This is a genomic window from Qipengyuania sp. (genome assembly GCF_964227205.1).
Classification (GTDB): Bacteria; Pseudomonadota; Alphaproteobacteria; order Sphingomonadales; family Sphingomonadaceae; genus Qipengyuania.
Window position 1 is genome coordinate 11,884 of sequence record NZ_CAXQVB010000006.1, and the last position, 21,153, is coordinate 33,036.

A 21,153-nucleotide genomic window follows, 5' to 3' on the forward strand; every position below is an offset into this window, starting at 1 on the left:
TGCCACAAGGCGGACATGATCAGACATGCCTTCGCAGCCGCCGCGCTGTTCGCCTCCGCTCCGCTCGCTGCCCAATCGACCACGCAGGAGCAACTCGACGACCGTTACGACCGCGCGCTGGCAGCCGGTTACAAGGCGCTGTTCCTGTGCAGCGCGATCGCCAATGCCGAACGCAACGGTACGACGCGGACGCCGGAGAGCGTGGCGCAGTGGGAGCTGACGGGCATCCAGGCGCCGCTCGACGAGCTGGTCGGAGACATGCCCTATCAGATCGCGCGCGACGGCGATGGCGAACTCGCCAATGTCTCGGTCACATGGGCCGATGGCATGCGTCCGCGCATGGCAGTGCACAATTCGAAAATGGGCTGCTCGCAGCTGCCGATCGACGGCGTTCCGGTCCCCATCGTGACCAAGCGACCGGCGCTGGCGACCGGACACGCTCCGGTGGTGGCTCCACAAGGCGCGCTTGCGGGCAGCTTCTCGCAAGCCTTCGGCGAGGCCTATGGCGCGGGCACGCGCACCACGGCGGTGTTGGCAATGCGCGACGGCGCGCTGTTGGGTGAGGCCTATGCCGCGGATTTCGGGCCCGCGGTCCCGCAGCGAACCTGGTCGGTCGCCAAAAGCATCGCGGCGACGCTCGTCGGCACGGCGGTGCAGCGCGGAGAAGCGGATGTTGCAAAGCCTGCGGGGCTGGGCCTCTTCGTCAACGACCGCCGCGAGCAGATCACCGTCGACAACCTCCTGCGGATGGCCTCGGGCCGCTATTCGGACACGCCGGGCAACCGTACCGACCCGCTCTATTTCGGCGGCTCGACCGTCGAGGAGACCGCGCTGCACTGGCCGCTCGTCCACCTGCCCGGCACTGTCTTCCGCTATGCGAACAACGATACGCTGGCGGCGGTGAAAGCGATCGGGGCCTCGCTGGAAGATCATCCGCCGGCCGAGTTCTTCTCCCGGCTCGGCATGCACGATACCGTCGCCGAGACCGACTGGCGCGGCGACTACATCCTCTCCAGCCAGGTCTGGTCGACCGCGCGCGATCTCGCCAAGCTCGGCCAGCTCTATCTCGACGAAGGCGTGCTCGGCGACGGCACGCGCATCCTGCCCGAGGGGTGGGTGGAATACGTTTCCGCCCCCTCGGGCCCGCAGCCCGATGGGTCCTTCGGTTATGGCGCGGGCTTCTGGCTGCTCAACAAGTCCGAAGGCGTTCCCGCCGACACCTTCGCCGCCATGGGGAATCGCGGGCAGTTCATCGTCATCGTCCCGAGCCTGAATGTGGTGATCGTGCGACGCGGCGAGGATCCGACCGGTTCGCGCTTCGATATCGCCGCGTTCACACGCGATGTGATTGAAAACATGGCAAATTAGATATTCAGAAAAACCATTGCGTAGCTGAATGACGGCTGTAGCCGGAGTTCAGCGTCGTCTCACTGCCCGTCCTCTAGAACACTTCCAAAGCCGGGGCAGTCCCGCCGCGGCCCCAATGAGGAGGACCTCGAGATGAAACTTCTGACCAGGACGTTTGCGAAGGGTGGGATCGCAACGGCTGCCGTCGGCGCGATGGCGCTGGCCGGAGCCACCCCCGCACAGGCCCGCGACCGCAACGACGATGGCATTTCGGTCGGCGACGTGATCGCCGGTGCCGTGATTATCGGCGGCATTGCCGCCGTCGCCAGCGCCGCAAGCAAGGATCGGGACCATTACCGCGACGGCCGCTACTATCGCGATGGCCGCTACTACCGCGACGGTCGCGACTATCGACGTCATCACTATGCACGCCGCGGAAATCCGCGCGCCGCGGTCGACCGCTGTGTCCGCGCCGCCCAACGCGATGCTCGCCGCTATGGCTATCGCTATGCCCAGGTGACCGACATCCGCGATGTCGACGACACGCGTTACGGCTGGCGCGTCAAGGGGCGCATGGTCGTCGATGGCAACTATCGCGGCGACCGCTATGATCGCTATGGCTATCGCGACCGCCACAACCGCTACCAGCGCTGGAACGACCGCGATAGCGGCAGCTTCACCTGCTATGTCGAGCGCGGCCGTGTTGCAGATCTCGATTTCCGGGGGATCCGCGGTCTTCGCTGATTTCTTCCGCAAGCTTCAAATAGGCGGTTCAGGTAGCATTTAGCCTGGACCGCCTATTTTCATTCGATCGACACTTGCGCGCCATGGTGGGGGCTCGCTCAAAGGGGTACCGGGCCATGCCGTCTATCAAGAAGCTTTCCGCCACGCCGTCGCTGGTGGCGCTCGTCTCGCTGGTCGCCGTGCCTGCGCAGGCTGCCGAATTGCCGCGCCCTGCCGCGCCGTCGGCCTCGTTTGCCACCGCAGCCTGGGCGCCCGGCGCCGACAGCGCCGCAGCCCACCGTCGCTATCGCCGCAATCGCGGCGTCGATGCGGGCGACGTGCTGGCGGGTATCCTGATTCTCGGCGGCATCGCTGCGGTCGCCAGCGCAACAAAGGGCGCGCGCGATAGCTACCCGCGCGATATGCGCTATCCCGACCCGCGCCGGGGCGACTATCGCTATGACGACGGGCGCGGCATCGACCGCGCGGTTTCGATGTGTGTCGATGCGATCGAACGCGATGCAAGGGTCGAAACCGTCGATGCGGTCACCCGCAATGCCGAGGGTTGGAACGTGAGCGGTTCGCTCTACGACGGGCAGGGCTTCACCTGTTCGATCGGCGAGACCGGCCGGATCGAAGCGATCGACTATGGCCAGGGGACCGAGGTCTACCGCGGGGCGGATACCGGTTACGGCACGGAAGAGGACCGCCAGTACGGCGACGATGCCTATGCCGCAGCCCGCGCGCGCGCGGACGATGCAGAGCCGGCCTATCCCGGCGGGCCGCTGCCCGGCGAGGAGCAGGGAGAGGTCGACGCCGATCTCGAAATCGGTACCGGCTATCAGGGCCGCTCGATCTAGTCCCGCTGATAGGCGGGAAGCGCCAGGTTCCATCTGATCGCGGCAAGGCGCAGGCCGAACCCTGCGCCCGTTGCCGCGAGCCACGCCCACTCGCGCTGGATCCCGGCAAGGTCGCCCAGCACGGTCACGCTCGCCGATAGTGCCGCCGCCGTGACGTAGAGTTCGGGCCGCATGAGGATCGAAGGGCGTCCGGCGATGACGTCGCGGATGATCCCGCCGACGCACCCCGTGATCACCCCCATCAGCATCGCCGGGGTCGGCGGCAGGCCGTATTCGAGCGCCTTTGCCGAACCGAGTACCGCATAGGCGGCAAGTCCGAGACCGTCGGCGATCGAGAGGAACCGGCGGCCGTCCCACCAGCGCGTCGGGGTGAACCAGGCGAACAGCGCCATGACCAGACAGATCGCGGCGACCCATGCATCGTGGATCCAGAACACCGGCGCACCGATCAAAAGATCGCGCACCGTGCCCCCGCCGACACCCGTCAGCAGTGCGAAGAAGGCAAGGGTGACGAAAGTCTGGCGCTCCTTGGCGGCGACCAGCGCGCCGGTCAGCGCAAAGATCGCCACGCCGGCCAGGTCGAGCCAGTCGAGGACCGGGGTGAGGACTTCGGCATTCACTTTGCGACCACGCGCGCCTTGCGCCGGCGGAACATCAGGACGCAGCCGAGCAGCGCGCCGATTACCGACAGCAGGGCGAAGGCAATCAGGATCGGATGATGCGTGTCTTCACGCGTCTGCAAGTCCATGATGTGCAGGCCCCAGACGAAATCGAAGACCCTCCACCAGCGTGTACGCACGGCCTCGATCTGCCCGGTTTCGGTGCCGACATAGACATGGGTCCCGTCTTCCAGCGCCACCTGCCAGACGGGCATCGCGCGGCGGAAATCGAATGGTACGGCATCGGCCTCATACCGGTTTGTGCTGACGACCCTGTCGCCTCCCTTGACGTTCTCTGCGACTATCAGCCGCGCCTCGACCTCGGATAGCGGCCCCATGGTGCTGCCGTCGGGGCGGAAGCGCGCGGTGGATCCGTCCATATAGGCGATGCGCGTAACCGTCTCGCCGCGCTCGACCTGCGTGGTGACCGAACGCACCGGCCTGGTGCTTTCCGCCGGCAGCGCGACCGCGATCTGCGTATCGGCGGGCAGGGCGCGATCGGGCACCTGTTTGCGCAAATGGTTGCCGCGCACTTCCTCGATCGGCTTGGCGACCATCACGAGACCGGTGACGGTCCACATCAGGATGGGGAAGCCGACCAGCCATCCCAGCCAGATATGCCATTTGGCGAAGCGCCTCATCCTACGCTGGTGGCCCATGCCTCGTGCGATCCCTTATCCGTGCAGAACGTGCCCGATCGCGTCTGCCGCGGCGATGCAATCGAGGTCCGCCCACCTGCGCGAAATGACCTGCATCCCGCAAGGCAGCCCCTCCGTTTCGCCCACAGGCACGACGGTAGCGGGAAGGTTGGGATAGGTCGCGAGGCCCGCCCAGGCGAGGCCATCGGCAAAGGCGCTGTCCTTGCCGTTGATCGTGATGCGTCGCTCGCCGATCGGCGTTGCGTCATGCTCGAAAGCAAGGAAGGGCAGCGGCGGGGCAAGCACGAAGTCGTAGGTTTCGAACAGCGCCTGCCAGGCATATTCGCAGCGCGCCTGCCGGTCGCGCAGCAGGTAGTAATCGGCTAGCGCCATCGCCTTGCCGTCAGGTGCGGGACGCCCGCGCGCCATCGCGACATTGAGCAGGCGGAGGTAATCCTCCTGCTGCTCGGCGAGGTCGGGGACCAGCTCGCTGCGGCGATCGACGGTGGCTCCGGTTGCCGCAACCGCCTCGAGCGCGGCTTCGATGGGGGTGCGCACACCCGCATCGACCTCGCTCAGCGGATGGTCGAGCAGCGCGAGGAAGCGGCATTCGCCGATCGGCTTGTCACGCGAGCTCATCGGGTGGGTGGAGGTGACTTCGAGCAGCAGTCGCAGATCGGCAGCCGAGCGGGCGAGGGGCCCGACCACCGAGAGCGGGCCGTCATGGACATCGCGGCCGTCGGCCATGGGATGCGTGTGCCCCCGCCGGCTGACGAGGCCGAAGCTTGTCTTGTGGCCGAAAATGCCGTTGAAATGCGCCGGATTGCGGATCGAGCTGCCGATGTCGCTGCCGTATTCGCAGGGCACCATGCCGCTCGCGACGGCCGCAGCGCCGCCGCCCGAAGACCCGCCGGCAACGCGTGAATGGTCGTGGGGATTGTTGGTCCGGCCATAGAGTGGGTTGTTGCTTTGCAGGTCGGCCAGATCGGGCGGGACATTGGTCTTGCCGAGGATGATCGCTCCGGCTGCCTTGAGCTTTTGCACCACGACTGCATCCCGCGCGGCGATATTGTCGGCAAACCGCTCGTGCCCGAATGTCGTCGGCAGGCCCGCGACGTTGAAGCTTTCCTTGACCGTCATGGGCACGCCGAACAGCGGCTGGTTGCCTTGTGGGCCGCGCTCGGTCATCGCGCGTGCGGTCTCCCGCGCCCGATCGAAGTCGGTGACCACCACCGCGTTGATATGCGCGTCGAGATGCTCGATCCGTGCAATCGCAGCCCCGACCGCCTCGCTGGGCGAAATGTCGCCACGTGCAATCTGCGCCGCAGTCTCGATTGCGCCGGGTTTGTCGGTCAGTCTCGGATAGGCCATGCGTGTCTCCCCCTGTGCCCGCAATGTCGGGCAAGCCCGCGTCGCGGTCAATCGCGCTCTTGCATGGGACACATCGCCGCCGCATGGCGTTTCACCAGCAAAATCACGAGAAGTTGGAGGATCCTTCATGCGCCGCGCCATCCTGCCCCTGCTGCTCGCCAGCACCGCCTGCGCCCCGATTGCCAGCGAAACCAAGGTTGCCTCGACCGAGGCCCCGCCGCCGGCGCAGGAAAGCTACGACCTCGCCGCGCAATACGCCAAGCTCGCGCGGATCGAGATGACACCCGATACCTCCTATCTCACCGAGGAGGAGCGCGATGTCGTGAACCTGCTGATCGAGGCCAGCGGGTACATGGACGAAATCTACCTGCGCCAGCGCTTCGCTGCCAACCCGCAGATCCGCAGCGCCATCGAGCGCAGCAAGCGCGCCGACCGCGATTTGCTGCTCAAGATGTTCGACCGCTATTACGGCGCCTGGGACGATCTTGCCGAATTCCACCCCTTCTGGGGCAGCGACCCGCTGCCCGAAGGCGCAGGCTTTTATCCGGCCGACCTGACGCGCGAGGAATTCGACGCCTATCTCGCCGCACATCCCGAGCAGAAGGAGGCGCTGCTGAGCCCCTATACGGTGGTCAAGCGGCAGGGCGACCGGCTGGTCGCGGTGCCCTATTCGGTCGAATATCGCGAGTTCCTCGTGCCCGCGGCGCGGCTGCTCGAACAGGCGGCGCAGCGCACCAGCAACCCCAGCCTCAAGAAATTCCTCTCGTTGCGCGCGGCGAGCTTCCTGACCGACGACTATTACGAAAGCGAGATGGCGTGGATGGACCTCGCCGATACGCCGATCGAGGTCGCGATCGGGCCTTACGAGGTTTACACCGACCGGCTCTATGGCACCAAAACCGCCTTTGAGAGCTTCGTGACGCTGCGCAACCCGGAAGAGAGCGCGGCGCTGGCGAAGTACAAGCACTACCTCCGCGACATGGAGGGTAATCTCCCGATCGAGGACCGGTACAAGAATTTCCAGCGCGGCTTCGAAAGCCCGATCGCGGTGGCCGACCAGATTCACGGCGGCGGCGACAATGTTCCCGGCGTGCAGACGATCGCCTTCAACCTGCCCAATGACGAGCGCGTGCGCGAAGCCAAGGGCGCGAAGAAGGTCATCCTCGCCAATGTGCTGGGCGCGAAATACGAACGCATCCTTGCACCCATGGCGGGGCTGATCATGAAGCCCGACCAGGCGGGACAGGTGGCGAAGAAATACATGGAGCTCGAAACGCTGTTCCACGAGCTTTCGCACAGCCTCGGCCCGGGCACGATCACCGTGGATGGTCGCCAGACCACCGTCAACGAGGAGCTGAAGGACCAGTATTCGGCGCTCGAGGAGAGCAAGGCCGACGTCATGGGCGTGTGGAACATCCTGTTCATGATGGACAAGGGCGAGCTGCCCGCGGCCGAGAAGGAGCAGATGCTCAACACCTATTTCGCCGGCATCTTCCGCGCGATGCGCTTCGGCATCGACGAGGCGCACGGCAAGGGCGCGGCACTGCAATATGGCTATCTGAAGGAGAAGGGCGCTTTTACCTGGGATGCTGCGGCTCAGCGCTACGTGGTCGACTACGCGAAGATGGAAAGCGGCCTCCGCGACCTGTTGCACGACCAGCTGATGCTGCAGGCGCGTGGCGATTACGAAGGTACCAAGGCCATCTTCGCTCGCTATGCCAAGCTCGACGACTGGGCGCGCGGGCGGTTCGCCGCGATGGGGGACATCCCCGTCGACATCCAGCCGATCTATCCCGACGGGGTGTAGGCCACCCGGAGGCGGAGCACTGCTTCGCCCCGTACCACGCCTATTCTGCTTCGCCGCGGGCCATGGCTAGCAGCGACTGGCCGAGCTTGTTGGCTGCACCGCCATTGAGATTGGCGAGCACGACCACGGTGATGGCGCGATCGGGGTCGTGCGCGAGATAGGCGTTGAAACCCTCGATCCCGCCGCCATGCCAGATCAGCGTGCCGCTTTCGTCGTCGGTGCGGATGATCCCGAAGCCGTAGGTCGATCCGGGGATCGCCGCCACTCCCGGCGCGGTCATCTCGCCAAGGGTCTGCGCGTCGAGCAGGCGGCCGCTGAACAGGCCGCGTTGCCAGGCGAGCAGGTCATGCGTTGTCGAATAGATGTTCCCGCCGCCCTGCGGGATGCTCATATCGACATGGTCGGCATTCACGATGCCCTGTTTCGAAGGCGAATAGCCCGCGGCGCGGTGCGGGAGGATTTCCTCGCTCCGGTCGATCCCGGTGTTTTCCATGCCCAGCGGCGTGAAGATATTTTCGGCCATGAAGGCGCCCAACGAGCGGCCGCTGACCTTTTCGGCGACCGCTGCCAGGACCATGTATCCCGAATTCGAATAGGACCATTTTTCGCCCGGCGCGAAGTCCAGCGGCTTGTCCGAAAAGCGCGCTAGCAGCGCATCGAGCGTGGTCGGCTGGTATTTCCATGTGCCGAAATCGTCGAAATGGGTGAGGTTCGGAATGCCCGAAGTGTGCTGCAGCAGGTGGCGTAGTGTGATCGCATCCCAGCTTGCGGGGCTGTCGGGCAGGTAGGTCCGGACCGGCTGGTCGATGTCGAGCAGGCCGCGCTGCTGCAGCAGCAGGATCGATGCGGCGGTGAACTGCTTGGTCACCGAACCGATGCGGAACTTGGTGTCGGTCGTGTTGGCGACATCCCATTCGAGGTCGGCGGAGCCATAAGCCTTGTCGAACACCACTGCGTCGCCCACCGCGACGAGGGCCGCACCCATATAGACCTTCTCTTCGGTGGATGCGGCCACAAGCGCATCCATGCGAGCCGGATCCTGCGCGGCGGCGGATGTGCCCGCCGAAAGCAGGGCGAGCGGCGAAAGGGCGAGAGCCGCCCGGCGAATTGCAAACATTGTACCTCCCCCGTGAGTTAGTGTGATAATACACCAAATCTATGGAGGTTCAACCGGATGAGTTCGGATTGTCGTTGGGGCCTCGGTCCGGCCGAACGGCAAGCCCGAGCGCCAGCCCGTAGCCAATGATCGGCGCGGCGCCATAGCCGATGAGTACGCTGGGATAGTTCGACACCAGTGCGGCGAGCGAGAAGCCGAACAGGCTGCCCGCCAGCGCGTGGCGGACGGGTTTGGGCGCCGCGATGGCATGGGCGATCAGGAAGAAGCTCGCCAGCAAGGCAAGTGTCAGCGCGAAGGCCGCAAGCGGCGTGGTCATGGCGAGATGCACGAGGATGCGCTCGACATGCGGCTGGGCCGGCAATTCGCCGCGCAGTCCCGCGACCATGCTGGCGAAAAAGGCGATTCCCGCGACGGGGACGAGCCGCCAGTCGCGCGACGCATTGTAGAGCCCGACCGCGGCGAGCATCACCGCGAGGCTGAGCGCCGCATCGGGCTGGAGGGAGGCGGCGAGCAGCGCGGCGAGCAGGATCGGCGGGGCGAAGTCCTCGTCACGCGCGGCAAGCACGACGATTGCAGGGCAGAACAACGCGCCCGAATGGAAGATGACGCCGCCGAACGGCAGCCAGCGGGCGATACCGTTGAGGGTGGGGCCGGTGACAAGCGGGATGAACAGCACGGCGATAAGCGCGACTGCGATCAGGCGGCGGGTCCGTTCTGCCTCGAAGCCGGGCACGAAAAGGATGGCTGCAACTGCAGCCAGCGCGGCCAGACCGTTGATGAAGACATAAGTTTGGGGCGCCCCGGCGAGCGCGAGATAGGCAATGCCCGCCAGAACGGGGAGCGCGAGCGACAGGACCGAAATCCCGCGCCCGCGCATCTATCGGACCCCGCTGGAATGGATGAGGTCCGCCCGGTCGGCCATGTCAGATGTGGATCGGCTTGCCCTGGACCGCCATTGCCGCTTCCTTGATCGCTTCGGAATGCGTCGGGTGGGCGTGGCAGGTGTAGGCGATATCTTCGCTCGTGGCGCCAAACTCCATCGCCTGCGCGGCCTGCGCGATCATCGTGCCGGCAACGCTGGCAATCGCCCAGACGCCGAGCACGCGGTCGGTTTCGGCATCGGCGATGACCTTCACGAAGCCGTCGGGCTCGTGATTGGTCTTGGCGCGGCTGTTGGCCATCATCGGGAATTTGCCGACCTTGACGCGTGCCTTGTCGCCCAGCTTCTCCACCGCCTCTTCCTGCGTCAGGCCGACGCCGGCGAATTCGGGCCAGGTATAGACCACGCCGGGGATGACATCGTGGTTCACGATGCCGGTCTGGCCGGCGATGTTCTCGGCGCAGGCAATGCCTTCGTCCTCGGCCTTGTGCGCGAGCATCGGGCCGGGGACGACGTCGCCGATGGCCCAGACGCCGTCGACCGAAGTGCGGAAATCGTGATCGGTTTCGATCTGGCCGCGCTTGTTGAGCTCCAGCCCGATGTTTTCGAGCCCGAGATTGTCCGTATTCGGGCGGCGCCCGATCGAGACGAGCACGCAGTCGGCTTCAAGCGTTTCCTCGTCGCCACCCGCGGCGGGTTCGAGCGTGAGCGTCGCCTTCTTGCCCTTGACCGTGCAGCCGGTGACCTTGGTCGACAGGCGCAGTTCCATGCCCTGCTTTTTGAAGATCTTGGCCGCTTCCTTGCGCACGTCGCTGTCCATGCCGGGCAGCAGCTGGTCGAGGAATTCGACCACGATCACATGCGCGCCGAGGCGGCGCCAGACCGAGCCGAGCTCGAGCCCGATCACGCCGCCACCGATCACGACCATTGTCTTGGGGACCGACTTGAGTTCGAGCGCGCCGGTCGAATCGACGACCACCTGCTTGTCATTGTCGACCTCGACGCCGGGCAGCGGGGTGACCGACGAGCCGGTGGCGATGATCACGTTCTTGGCGGTGACGGTCTCGTCGCCGACCTTGACCGTATGCGCGTCCTGGAAGGTGGCGTGGCCCTTCTTCCAGTCGACCTTGTTCTTCTTGAACAGGAACTCGATTCCGCCGGTTAGCTGCTTCACCGCATCGCGGCGCTGGCCATGCATGGCGTCGAGGTTGAGCTTCGGCTTCACCTCGATACCCATGTGCTCCATCGTGCCGTTCGCGGCGGCATCGAAATATTCCGACGCATGGAGCATCGCCTTCGACGGGATGCAGCCCACGTTGAGGCAGGTCCCGCCGAGCGTCTCGCGGCTTTCCGCGCAGGCGGTCTTCAGACCCAGCTGCGCAGCGCGGATCGCAGCGACATAGCCACCCGGGCCAGCGCCGATGACGAGGACGTCGTAGTCGTATTCAGCCATTTCAAACTCAACCTTCGTGTGCTGCGTCTGCAGGATTCCGATGCTGGCTGCGACATAGAGATTCGCCCGGTGAAGGCAACCATTGCCAGTTATGCGGATTATTTATATAAGGGCTTATGCAAAATCATCTCACGATACCGCCGCAAGGGCTGGGGACGCTTCTGAGGGCAGTGTTGGCGCAGCTCGAGCCTGCGGTCGAGCGGGCCTATGCTGAGGCCGAACCGCGCATGCGCTCGCGTTACTATCCGATCATACGACAACTCATAGCGGGCGCGGCGAAGGTGAGCGACATTGCTGCCGCCGTCGGGCTGAGCCAGCCCGCAATCACGCAGACGGTGCGGCAGATGGTCGAGGATGGTTTCCTCGAGGTGGACCTTGGCGAAGACCGCCGCGCGCGCATGGTGAGCTTGTCCGATCACGGCTGGGCGGCGATTGAACGCCTGCGGCCGGTCTGGCGGAACGTCGCGGGGGCGGCGCAGTCGCTCGAGCGCGATATCGGCCATCCGCTCGCCCAGATACTGGAGCAGGCGCTCTCGGCGCTGGAAGACCGGGATTTCGCCATGCGGATCGCCGGGGATGAACGAGCGCGCCAATGACACGGATCGCATTCCTCTTCGCCCCGCTGATGATCCTCGCACATCCGGCCGGAGCCGCGCCGGTCGATGCCGCCGAACAGCGCGAGGCGCTTCGTTCCGCCATCGAGCTGATCGAAACGCGCTATGTCGCGGTGGAGCGGGTCGCAGCTACGGTGGCGGCGCTGCGCGAACTGGAGGCAACCGCCACCGGCGCCGTGGATGGAGCGGACTTCGCCCGCACCGTGACCCAGCACCTGCGGCAGGCGTCGCGTGATGGCCATCTCGGCCTGACCTATAGCCAGGCGCCGATCCCCGAAGCCGCGGACGCCCAGGATCCGGTGACGCTGAACGACGACTTCGACCAATGGTATGGCACAGGGGTAAATCACGGGGTCGAGCGGATCGAGCGGCTCGATGGCAATATCATGCTGCTCGACCTGCGCGTCTTCCCGCCAGCAGAGATGGGGGGCGACGTCATCGCCGCCGCAATGACCTTGGTGGCGCAGGGAGACGCACTGATCATCGACCTGCGCAAGAACGGCGGGGGCGCGGACACAGTGTCGCTGGTGTTGGGCTATCTCGTGGAGCCGGGTAGTCCTTTCATGTCGACATACAACCGACCGCGCGACGAGTGGACCCACCAGAGCGTGCCTGCATGGGTTCCCGGTCGCCGCTTCGGGGCGGAAAAGCCGCTTTACGTGCTGACCTCGAGCCGCACTTTCTCCGCGGCAGAGGCGCTAGCATACAGCTTGCAGGCAATGGGGCGCGCCACGATCGTGGGCGAAGCTTCGGGCGGCGGCGCTCATCCCTTCGAATACCGGCGCGTGAGCGCGCATTTCGCGCTCGACCTGCCCGAAGGGACGTCGCAGCATCCGCTGACCGGGGCCAACTGGCAGGATGTCGGTGTCATTCCCGACGTCGCGGTTCCGCAGGACGAGGCGCTGGACGTCGCGCTGCGCCTCGCCCGCGAAGCCGTCAGAGGTCGATCAGCATCCGGGTCGGATCCTCGATCGCTTCCTTGATGATCTTGAGCGCGGTCACCGCCTCGCGCCCGTCGATCAGGCGGTGGTCGTAGGACAGGGCGATATACATCATCGGACGGATGACGATCTCGCCGTTCACGACGACTGGCCGGTCTTCGATGCGGTGGAGGCCGAGAACGGCGCTCTGCGGCGGGTTGATGATCGGGGTCGACATCAGCGATCCGAAGACGCCGCCGTTCGAGATGGTGAAGGTGCCGCCCTTCATGTCTTCCATCGTCAGCGTGCCGTCCTTGGCGCGCTTGCCGAAGTCGGCGATGTCCTGCTCGATCCGCGCGAAGCCCTTGTCCTGCGCGTCGCGGATGACCGGGACCACGAGGCCGTTGGGCGCAGAGACGGCGACCGAGATGTCGACATAGTCGTGATAGACGATCTCGTCGCCCTCGATATAGGCGTTGACCGCCGGCACGTCTTTCAATGCGAGACAGGCGGCCTTGGCGAAGAAGCCCATGAAGCCGAGGCGAATGTCGTGCTTCTTGGCGAACAGGTCCTTGTACTTGTTGCGCGCCTCGATCACCGCCGACATGTCGACATCGTTGAAGGTGGTCAGCAGCGCGGCATTGTCCTGCGCGCCCTTCAGACGCTTGGCGATCGTCTGGCGCATGCGCGTCATCTTGACGCGCTCCTCGCGGCGCTCGCCACCGGTGGAGGCGGGGGCCGAAGATGCGGCGGGTGCCGACGCGCCGCCTCCCGATTTCTTGGTTTCGGCTGCCGCGATCACGTCTTCCTTGGTCAGGCGGCCGTCCTTGCCGGTGCCTTTGATGGTCGAGGGATCGACGCCGTGTTCGAGTACCGCGCGGCGCACCGCCGGCGACAGCGTTTGCGAAGCGTCCGATCCGGTCGCTTCCTTGGCCTGCGCGGGAGCGGCCTTTTCGACACCTGCGTCGGGTGCGGCGGCCTTGGGCGCATCGCCGCCCGCGGACTTCGCCGGAGCGGCGCCTTCCTCGATCACTGCGATGACCGCGTCGACCTCGACCGTGTCGCCCACGCCGACCTTGAATTCCTTGATCACGCCGGCGACGGGCGAGGGCGCCTCGACCGCGACCTTGTCGGTCTCGAGGCTGACGATCGGCTCGTCGACGGCGACGGCATCGCCGACATTCTTGAGCAATTCGCCGACGGTCGCTTCGGTAACGGATTCACCCAGCGTGGGAACTTTGACTTCGGTGGCCATGGTTACGTCTTCCCGGATTACTTGCAGTCACTGCGGACGTTGGGCGCTTCGCCGTTCAGCCCGAGTGCGATGTTGACGAGGGCTTCCTGCTGCACCTGGTGGCGGCTGGCGTAGCCGGTGGCGGGCGAGGCGGCTACTTCGCGGCCGGCATAGCAGGGACGCATGCCCGTCTTGCCGGCGGCTTCGGCGGCTTCCTCGATCAGGCGATCGACGAAGAACCAGGCGCCGTTGTTCTTGGGCTCTTCCTGGCACCAGACGATCTGCTCGAGATTGGTCATCCGCTTGAGGCGCACGGCCAGCGGCTCGCCGGGGACGGGATAGAGCTGTTCGATGCGGACCACCGAAACATCATCGAGTTCCGCCTCGTCGCGCCGCTGCATCAGGTCGTAGGCGACCTTGCCGCTGCACAGCACGAGGCGCTTCACCTTCTCGTCGGCGATCTCGGTCATGTCGGACTTGATGCGCATGAAGTGATGGTCGCCGAGAAATTCCTCCGCCTCCGACTTCGCCAGCGGGTGACGCAGCAGGCTCTTGGGGGTCATGATGACCAGCGGCTTGCGGAAGCTGCGCAGCATCTGGCGGCGCAGGACGTGAAAATAGTTCGCCGGCGTGGTGATGTTGCACACGCACATATTGTCGTTGGCGCACAGCTGCAGGAAGCGTTCGAGGCGCGCCGAGCTGTGTTCCGGACCCTGGCCTTCGAAGCCGTGCGGCAGCAGCAGGACCAGTCCGTTCGCGCGCAGCCACTTGACCTCGCCCGCGGCGATGAACTGATCGATCATGATCTGCGCGCCGTTGGCGAAATCGCCGAACTGCGCTTCCCACATCACCAGGCTCTTCGGGTCGGCCATGGCGAAGCCGTACTCGAAGCCGAGCACGCCGTATTCGGACAGCGGGCTGTCGTAGACCTCGAACTTGCCGTGCGGCAGCGTGGTCAGCGGGATGTACTTGTGCTCGTCCTTCTGGTCGACCCAGACGGCATGGCGCTGGCTGAACGTGCCGCGGCCCGAATCCTGGCCCGACAGGCGCACGCCGAAGCCTTCGGTGACGAGGCTGCCGAAGGCGAGCGCCTCGGCGGTGGCCCAGTCGAAGCCGGTCCCGCTGGAGAACATCTCCTCCTTGGCCTTGAGCACGCGGCCCAGCGTCTTGTGGATCGTCAGGTCGTCGGGAACGGCGGTGAGCGTGCGGCCGAGGCTGTCGAACAGCTTCTTCTCGATCGCGGTTTCGACGTTGCGGCGCGCGGTCTCCGGATCGGCGGGCTTGTTCATGCCCGACCAGCGGCCACCGAACCAGTCGGCCTGGTCGGGCTTGTAGTCCTTCGCGGCCGCGAATTCCTTCTCGAGCAGGTCGGTAAATTCGGCGCACAGTCCGTCGGCATAGCCGGCCTCGATCACGCCCTCTTCCTCCAAGCGTGCCGAATAGATCTCGCTCACCTTGGGGTGCTTGCGGATCTCGTCATACATCAGCGGCTGGGTGAACTTGGGCTCGTCCCCCTCGTTGTGGCCGAAGCGGCGGTAGCACCACATGTCGATCACGATGTCGCGGCCGAAGGTCTGGCGGTATTCGACTGCCAGCTTGCAGGCGAAGGTCACCGCTTCGGGATCGTCGCCATTGACGTGGAGGATCGGTGCCTGGACGCCCTTGGCGACGTCCGAGGGGTAGGGCGAGCTGCGCGCGAATTGCGGACTGGTGGTGAAGCCGATCTGGTTGTTGATGACGAAGTGCAGGCAGCCGCCGGTGTTGTAGCCGCGCACGCCCGAGAAGCCGAGGCATTCCCACACGATGCCCTGGCCGGCAAAGGCTGCGTCGCCGTGCAGCAGGACGGGCAGGACCTGCTCGTGCTGCTTCAGATCGTCGCGGATCGCCTGCTGCGCCCGGGTCTTGCCGAGCACCACCGGGTTCACCGCTTCGAGGTGGCTGGGGTTGGGGACCAGCGACATGTGAACGTTGATACCGTCGAACTCGCGGTCGGTGCTGGTGCCGAGGTGGTACTTCACGTCGCCCGAACCGCCGACATCGTCGGGGTTGGCGCTGCCGCCCGAGAATTCGTGGAAGATGACCTTGTAGGGCTTGCCCATCACGTTCGCGAGCACGTTGAGGCGGCCGCGGTGGGCCATGCCGTAGATGATCTCGCGCACGCCCAGCTGGCCGCCGTATTTGATCACCGCTTCGAGCGCGGGGATCATCGATTCGCCGCCGTCGAGGCCGAAGCGCTTGGTGCCGACGTATTTCTTGCCGAGGAAAGCCTCGTACTGTTCGCCGCGGATCACGGCGGCGAGGATCGCCTTCTTGCCTTCGGGCGTGAACTGGATCGTGTCCTCGGGGGTCTCGAACTTGTCCTGCAGGAAGCGGCGTTCCTCGGTGTCCGAGATATGCATGTATTCGAGGCCGACATTGCCGCAATAGGTGGCCCGCAGCGCCCGATAGAGCTCACCGACGGTAACCCATTCGAAGCCGAACACGCCGCCGACATAGACTTCCTTGGCTTCCTGTCCGGCGAAGCCGTGCCATTCGAGCGTCAGGTCTTCGGGCACCTCGCGGTGCGACAGGTGCAGCGGGTCGAGATTGGCCGCCAGATGGCCGCGCACGCGATAGAGCCGCACCAGCAGCATCGCGCGGATCGAATCGTCCGCCGCCTGTTCGACCGCCTTGGGATCGAGCGCCTTGCCCGCCTTCTCCGCCGCCTGGGCGACGGCGATGCGCATCTGCGTCGGGTCGAGCGCGGCAGTCAGATCCGCGCCGCTGTCGACCACTTCGGCCAGCCAGCGCGGGTTGCCCCAGCTCGGGCCCTGCTGCGGACCGTCCTGGTTGCCCAGTTCGGGCAGGAAATCGTGGCTCTCGTTACCCATCTCTACGTCACTCATGAGCCCCAGCGCAGGCTGGGGCCTCCTTCGGGTTGGCGCGACCTACAGATGCACGACGAGATCGTCCCATTGCGGGTTGATCTCCTCGATGCGCCTGACCTTCCATTCGCGCTTCCATGCCTTCATCCGCCGTTCGACCTCGCGGGCGTCGTGGACATTTTCGAACTGCTCGAACCAGACGAGCCGATGACACTGATACTTCTTCGTGAAGCTTGAGACGGCGCCGGAGCGATGCTGTTCGATGCGTGTCGCCAGGTCATTGGATACGCCGAGATAGAGCACTCCGTCCTTTCGGTTCGTCAGAATATAGACGAAGCCAGCCTTCAACCGTTCCTCCACTCACGACCCCCGGCGCAGGCCGGGATCTTCGTCGACCTTGTAAGAGGCCGAGGGAGGTCCCAGCCTTCGCTGGGACTCATGGTGATATCCTCAGGCAAATTCCTTCAGCAGCGCGTCGAGCGTGGTGCCGAGTTCGCTAGGCGAGGGGCTGACGCGGATGCCCGCGGCTTCCATCGCGGCGATCTTGTCTTCGGCGCCGCCCTGGCCGCCCGAGACGATCGCGCCGGCATGGCCCATGCGGCGGCCCGGAGGCGCCGTGCGCCCGGCGATGAAGCCGACCATCGGCTTCGAACGGCCCTTGGCGGCTTCCTGCTTGATGAATTCGGCGGCTTCTTCCTCGGCGCTGCCGCCGATTTCGCCGATCATGATGATCGACTTGGTTTCCTCGTCGTCGAGGAACAGGTCGAGCACGTCGATGAAGTTGGTCCCGTTGACCGGGTCGCCGCCGATGCCGACCGCGGTGGTCTGGCCGAGGCCGACCATGGTGGTCTGGTGGACGGCTTCATAGGTCAGCGTGCCCGAGCGGCTGACGACGCCGACGCTGCCCTTCTTGAAGATCGAACCGGGCATGATGCCGATCTTGCATTCGCCGGGGGTGAGGACGCCGGGGCAGTTCGGGCCGATCAGGCGCGACTTCGAGCCCTGCAGCGCGCGCTTGACGCGGACCATGTCGAGCACCGGGATGCCCTCGGTGATCGCGACGATCAGTTCGATCTCGGCGTCGATCGCTTCGAGGATCGAATCCGCGGCAAACGGCGGCGGGACATAAATGCACGAAGCGGTCGCACCGGTTTCGGCCTTCGCTTCGGCGACGGTGTCGAAGACGGGCAGGCCAATGTGCTCGGTGCCACCCTTGCCGGGGGTCACGCCCGCCACCATCTGCGTGCCATAGGCGAGCGCCTGCTGCGTGTGAAAGGTGCCGGTATCGCCGGTCATCCCCTGGGTGATGACCTTGGTGTTCTTGTCGACAAGAATGCTCATGTTGATCCTCTCGATGTGATCCTCCGCGAAAGCGGAGGTCTCAGGCAGGTTAGTCGGAGCGTGCCGACTGAGGCCCCCGCCTGCGCGGGGGCTCGCGAATTACTTCAGGCTTTCGTCCAGCCCCTTGCAGGCTTCGAGCAGTTCCTCGACCGCGTCGGTCGAGACCTTGAGGTTCTTGGCTTCCTCGTCCGACAGCTCGATTTCGATCACTTCCTCGGTGCCGCCCGCGCCGATCACGGTGGGAACGCCGACATAGAGGCCATCGAGGCCGTACTTGCCTTCGACATAGCTGGCGCAGGGCAGGATGCGCTTCTGGTCGCCGAGATAGGCTTCGGCCATCGCGATCGCGCTGGTGGCCGGTGCGTAATAAGCCGAGCCGTTGCCGAGCAGGCCGACGATCTCGCCGCCGCCCTTGCGCGTGCGGTCGACGATTTCGTCGATGCGGCTTTCCGACACGCCCTTGATCTTGGCGTAGTCGTTGACCGGGATGCCGTTGATCGTGGTGTAGCTGGTGACGGGGACCATGGTATCGCCGTGGCCGCCGAGGACGAAGGCGTTGACGTCCTTCACCGAGCAACCGAATTCCCAGGCGAGGACGGTGGCGAAGCGGGCGCTGTCGAGCACGCCGGCCATGCCGACGACCTTGTTGTGCGGCAGGCCGCTGAATTCACGCAGCGCCCAGACCATCGCGTCCAATGGGTTGGTGATGCAGATCACGAATGCGTCGGGGCAGTTGTTCTTGATGCCTTCGCCGACCGACTTCATCACCTTGAGGTTGATGCCGAGCAGATCGTCGCGGCTCATGCCGGGCTTGCGCGGCACGCCGGCGGTGACGATGACCACGTCCGCACCCGCGATGTCGGCATAGTCGTTCGAGCCGGTGATTTTCGCATCGAAGCCCTCGATCGGGCCGCACTGGCTGAGATCGAGCGCCTTGCCCTGCGGCATGCCTTCGGCGATGTCGAACAGGACGATGTCGCCCATTTCCTTCTTGGCGGCGAGATGGGCGAGCGTGCCGCCGATCATGCCGGCGCCGATTAGGGCGATCTTCTTGCGTGCCATGGAGGTAGGGTCCTTGTTCCTGCCGTGCGGGACAGTGATGATACCCGGACCGATGCTGGGCCATGCATCAAGTGTCCCGCAAAGGAGGCACGGCACCCGGTCGATTGCGAGAGGGGCACTAGGACGGCACAGGGGTGAATGCAACCGCCAATGATCGGCGGCACAAAACTATCTTTGCAAATGGTTCGCAATTGCAATAATTGATTCCGCGGAGCGTTGCCCGCGCGCGACGGATGGCAAGCGACAGCACCGGCGGCGATCGCCGCCGCGCCTTCAGTGGGTCAGCAGTTCGCGCATCGCAAGCGAGCGTTCGAGGCGGTGGGCAAGGCGCCCATCGAGCGTGCGGCACACTTCGATCCACCAGCGGCAGGCATCCGCCTCGCCGGCGGCATGGGCCCTTTCGGCTTCCTGGCGGGCCATCCCCGCCGCCGCCAGCCCATGCGCGGCGAAGTGCCTGAGCGCGGCACGCATTGCCGGATCGATGATAGGGCCGCTCGCGGCATACGGCATGTCGCCATTGTCGTTCGCGGGACGGCGCAGTGCCTTTCGCGCCAGAACACGGGCGATCGCCGATGTCGCGGGGGTGCGAGCGGCGGCAAAACGGAGCGGCATGCCTGGAGTCCTCGTGAAACGACCGGGGGTACCCGGCGCTTCTAGCGGCGCCGCGCTAAGCATCGGTTTTGCGACATGGTTGTGGAGGCGTAAAGGATTGGCGCCCCGCTGGGCCCGCCTATTGCTTGCCCGGCTGGCTGATCCACTTGCCCGAATTGGCATATTCCTCGCGCACCCGGCCCGATTGCGGAAGCTTGCTGTTCGCGGGCGCAGCCGCAGCCGACGGGGCCGGGGTGGCGGCAGGGGTGCCCACCGGCGGCTCGGCTGCGCGGCCGAGGCCGATTGCCTCGTTCGAGGGCGGGGTGGGGGCCACCGGTCCCGGCACCTGCGCTTCGGCGCGCCGGACGTTGGGCGCGGCCAGCGGTTCGCTGCCGGCATAGGCATCGGTGAAGGCGCCCGCCGTGCCCGCGCCGCCTTTCCAGCGATAGAAGCGGTGCGCGCCGATCGCACCGATATAGTCGAGGCTCGCCGCCCAATAGGGGTTGACGTAATTGGTGTGATAATGCGTCGCCAGCCCGATCGGCTTGTAGACCTCGCCCGCCAGTGCCGCGAGCGCCACCGATTGCGCCACCGCCCAGCCGCGCCGCGAAGGCTTGCGCGCCAGCGATCCGTCGCAGGTGAAGCTGAACTGGCACCCGGTCTTGCGCTCCGAACCCTGGAAGACCACGCCGCACACGCTGGCGGGATAGGCCGGGTGCGCCACGCGGTTGAGGACCACCTGCGCGACCGCCTGCTGGCCCGAATAGCTCTCGCTCGCCGCCTCGTAATAGACCGCCATCGACAGGCACTGCAGCGCGCGCGCCTTGTCGAGCCCGCTGCCCGCCTGGCGGAAGGCCTGCGCCGCCGCGCCCGCGCCGTGGCTCTCGGCGAATTCGACCGTTTCCAGCGTGCCTTCGCTTTCGCGCAAATCGGCGAGGTCCATCGTCAGCCGGGGGGCATCCTCGAGATAGTAGAATGCCGAACCGGGGAAGCTCTCGCCCGCGGTCTCGAAAGGCATGGGAGCGAAGGCAACGCGCTCTTGCTCGAGGCCCAGGACGCGACCCAAATCTTCCCATTCGCCCTGCGCGGCAACGGTCGGCAGGGCGACGGCGCCGGCCAGCAGCGCGCCGCGCGCGATCAGCTGGCGGCGGTCGCGCCGTCGCGCCTGGCGACGTTGAATGCGCGGCGAGGGGGCAGGCGCCCCGCGCCGTGCCTTTCGATTCCTCGCGTCGATTCCGGCCAATTCGCTTCCTCGCATTGCAGCCCGAACATAGGCATTCCCGCGCCAGTTCGGTAGGCGCAGGGCCGCATCATCCCGTTGCGGGACGGTGCCACGAGCCGGTCCTAGCACGGCATTGCTTAACGAAGAGCGTCTTGTGCGAAGCGAAATCGGGGGGTAAGCGCATCGGCGTGTCACGGGTTGGCCTGTTCGCGCAGGCCCGAAGAGGGAAGAGGGTGGAGACCTGTCTCCGTAGGCCCTCGCTGCCCCCGCAACTGTGACCGGGGAGCGATCCCGCCACAGGCCACTGGGCGCATGTCCGGGAAGGCGGCGGGAGAGCGTCGATCCGGGAGCCAGGAGACCTGCCCATGACCGTCGTTCGGCCGCGGGCGGGGTGTACCGGTGGCAAACGCGGAAAGGCGCAATTCCGCCCTTTCCCGTCATGGACGGCAC

At 65.7% G+C, this 21,153-nt stretch carries 19 protein-coding genes and 1 riboswitch; of the genes, 6 read left to right on the top strand and 13 right to left on the bottom strand.

Annotated features, from left to right (window positions below; genetic code table 11):
• The first annotated feature begins 15 nt into the window (after positions 1 to 15).
• The 3 genes from ACEQZ0_RS13270 to ACEQZ0_RS13280 all read left to right on the top strand — a co-directional run bounded on the left by ACEQZ0_RS13270 (position 16) and on the right by ACEQZ0_RS13280 (position 2,930).
• Positions 16 to 1,368, top strand: a complete 1,353-nt coding sequence (locus ACEQZ0_RS13270) for a serine hydrolase domain-containing protein (RefSeq protein WP_370191451.1) — start codon at positions 16 to 18, stop codon at positions 1,366 to 1,368.
• A gap of 132 nt (positions 1,369 to 1,500) precedes the next feature.
• Positions 1,501 to 2,091, top strand: coding sequence for a hypothetical protein (locus ACEQZ0_RS13275; RefSeq protein ID WP_370191452.1), 591 nt, complete (start codon positions 1,501 to 1,503; stop codon positions 2,089 to 2,091).
• A gap of 116 nt (positions 2,092 to 2,207) precedes the next feature.
• Entirely contained in the window at positions 2,208 to 2,930 is a 723-nt protein-coding gene (locus ACEQZ0_RS13280) for a hypothetical protein (RefSeq protein WP_370191453.1), read from the top strand.
• Here the strand turns inward: ACEQZ0_RS13280 and ACEQZ0_RS13285 are convergent.
• The 3 genes from ACEQZ0_RS13285 to ACEQZ0_RS13295 are packed head-to-tail and all read right to left on the bottom strand — an operon-like array spanning position 2,927 to position 5,598.
• Positions 2,927 to 3,550, bottom strand: coding sequence for a trimeric intracellular cation channel family protein (locus tag ACEQZ0_RS13285; protein ID WP_370191456.1), 624 nt, complete (start codon positions 3,548 to 3,550; stop codon positions 2,927 to 2,929). The genes ACEQZ0_RS13280 and ACEQZ0_RS13285 overlap by 4 nt on opposite strands.
• Complete coding sequence (locus ACEQZ0_RS13290) at positions 3,547 to 4,248, bottom strand: PepSY domain-containing protein (RefSeq protein ID WP_370191458.1); 702 nt, start codon at positions 4,246 to 4,248, stop codon at positions 3,547 to 3,549. The genes ACEQZ0_RS13285 and ACEQZ0_RS13290 overlap by 4 nt, the downstream gene beginning before the upstream one ends.
• Before the next feature lie 15 nt (positions 4,249 to 4,263).
• Positions 4,264 to 5,598, bottom strand: a complete 1,335-nt coding sequence (locus tag ACEQZ0_RS13295; protein ID WP_370191459.1) for an amidase family protein — start codon at positions 5,596 to 5,598, stop codon at positions 4,264 to 4,266.
• Positions 5,599 to 5,725: 127 nt separating this feature from the next.
• On the opposite strand from ACEQZ0_RS13295, the gene ACEQZ0_RS13300 reads away from it, so the two are divergent.
• On the top strand, positions 5,726 to 7,405 hold the full coding sequence (locus ACEQZ0_RS13300) for a hypothetical protein (protein WP_370191461.1): 1,680 nt from the start codon (positions 5,726 to 5,728) through the stop codon (positions 7,403 to 7,405).
• A 40-nt stretch (positions 7,406 to 7,445) separates the two neighbouring features.
• On the opposite strand, the gene ACEQZ0_RS13305 is transcribed toward ACEQZ0_RS13300, so the two are convergent.
• The 3 genes from ACEQZ0_RS13305 to lpdA are packed head-to-tail and all read right to left on the bottom strand — an operon-like array spanning position 7,446 to position 10,855.
• Positions 7,446 to 8,522 carry a serine hydrolase domain-containing protein gene (locus tag ACEQZ0_RS13305; RefSeq protein WP_370191462.1) on the bottom strand — a complete coding sequence of 359 codons (1,077 nt, stop codon included), beginning with the start codon at positions 8,520 to 8,522 and terminating at the stop codon, positions 7,446 to 7,448.
• A 49-nt stretch (positions 8,523 to 8,571) separates the two neighbouring features.
• The gene (locus tag ACEQZ0_RS13310; protein WP_370191464.1) at positions 8,572 to 9,399 is read right to left on the bottom strand and encodes a hypothetical protein; all 828 of its coding nucleotides are present in this window, start codon (positions 9,397 to 9,399) and stop codon (positions 8,572 to 8,574) included.
• A gap of 46 nt (positions 9,400 to 9,445) precedes the next feature.
• Positions 9,446 to 10,855, bottom strand: a complete 1,410-nt coding sequence (gene lpdA, locus ACEQZ0_RS13315; RefSeq protein WP_370191466.1) for a dihydrolipoyl dehydrogenase — start codon at positions 10,853 to 10,855, stop codon at positions 9,446 to 9,448.
• 116 nt (positions 10,856 to 10,971) lie between these two features.
• Here lpdA and ACEQZ0_RS13320 point away from each other — a divergent pair, with 116 nt between their 5' ends.
• Both ACEQZ0_RS13320 and ACEQZ0_RS13325 read left to right on the top strand, forming a co-directional pair.
• The gene (locus ACEQZ0_RS13320) at positions 10,972 to 11,451 is read left to right on the top strand and encodes a MarR family winged helix-turn-helix transcriptional regulator (protein WP_370191468.1); all 480 of its coding nucleotides are present in this window, start codon (positions 10,972 to 10,974) and stop codon (positions 11,449 to 11,451) included.
• Complete coding sequence (locus tag ACEQZ0_RS13325; RefSeq protein ID WP_370191470.1) at positions 11,448 to 12,452, top strand: S41 family peptidase; 1,005 nt, start codon at positions 11,448 to 11,450, stop codon at positions 12,450 to 12,452. Before ACEQZ0_RS13320 ends, ACEQZ0_RS13325 begins: the two co-directional genes overlap by 4 nt.
• On the opposite strand, the gene odhB is transcribed toward ACEQZ0_RS13325, so the two are convergent.
• From odhB to ACEQZ0_RS13360, 7 genes are all read right to left on the bottom strand, one after another.
• A complete protein-coding gene (gene odhB / locus ACEQZ0_RS13330) occupies positions 12,406 to 13,644 on the bottom strand; it encodes a 2-oxoglutarate dehydrogenase complex dihydrolipoyllysine-residue succinyltransferase (RefSeq protein ID WP_370191472.1) in 1,239 nt (412 codons plus the stop codon). The genes ACEQZ0_RS13325 and odhB overlap by 47 nt on opposite strands.
• Positions 13,645 to 13,661: 17 nt before the next feature.
• Positions 13,662 to 16,493, bottom strand: coding sequence for a 2-oxoglutarate dehydrogenase E1 component (locus ACEQZ0_RS13335; RefSeq protein ID WP_370191719.1), 2,832 nt, complete (start codon positions 16,491 to 16,493; stop codon positions 13,662 to 13,664).
• Between the two features lie 57 nt (positions 16,494 to 16,550).
• Positions 16,551 to 16,835, bottom strand: a complete 285-nt coding sequence (locus tag ACEQZ0_RS13340) for a GIY-YIG nuclease family protein (RefSeq protein ID WP_370220904.1) — start codon at positions 16,833 to 16,835, stop codon at positions 16,551 to 16,553.
• 102 nt (positions 16,836 to 16,937) lie between these two features.
• Positions 16,938 to 17,828, bottom strand: coding sequence for a succinate--CoA ligase subunit alpha (gene sucD, locus ACEQZ0_RS13345; protein ID WP_370191476.1), 891 nt, complete (start codon positions 17,826 to 17,828; stop codon positions 16,938 to 16,940).
• A 99-nt stretch (positions 17,829 to 17,927) separates the two neighbouring features.
• Positions 17,928 to 18,890 (bottom strand): malate dehydrogenase, encoded by a 963-nt coding sequence (mdh, locus tag ACEQZ0_RS13350; RefSeq protein WP_370191478.1) that lies wholly within the window; start codon positions 18,888 to 18,890, stop codon positions 17,928 to 17,930.
• Positions 18,891 to 19,163: 273 nt separating this feature from the next.
• Positions 19,164 to 19,502 carry a hypothetical protein gene (locus ACEQZ0_RS13355; protein WP_370191480.1) on the bottom strand — a complete coding sequence of 113 codons (339 nt, stop codon included), beginning with the start codon at positions 19,500 to 19,502 and terminating at the stop codon, positions 19,164 to 19,166.
• 118 nt (positions 19,503 to 19,620) lie between these two features.
• Positions 19,621 to 20,724, bottom strand: coding sequence for a cell wall hydrolase (locus tag ACEQZ0_RS13360; protein WP_370191482.1), 1,104 nt, complete (start codon positions 20,722 to 20,724; stop codon positions 19,621 to 19,623).
• Between the two features lie 157 nt (positions 20,725 to 20,881).
• Positions 20,882 to 21,085: riboswitch (cobalamin riboswitch) on the top strand.
• Positions 21,086 to 21,153 lie beyond the last annotated feature (68 nt).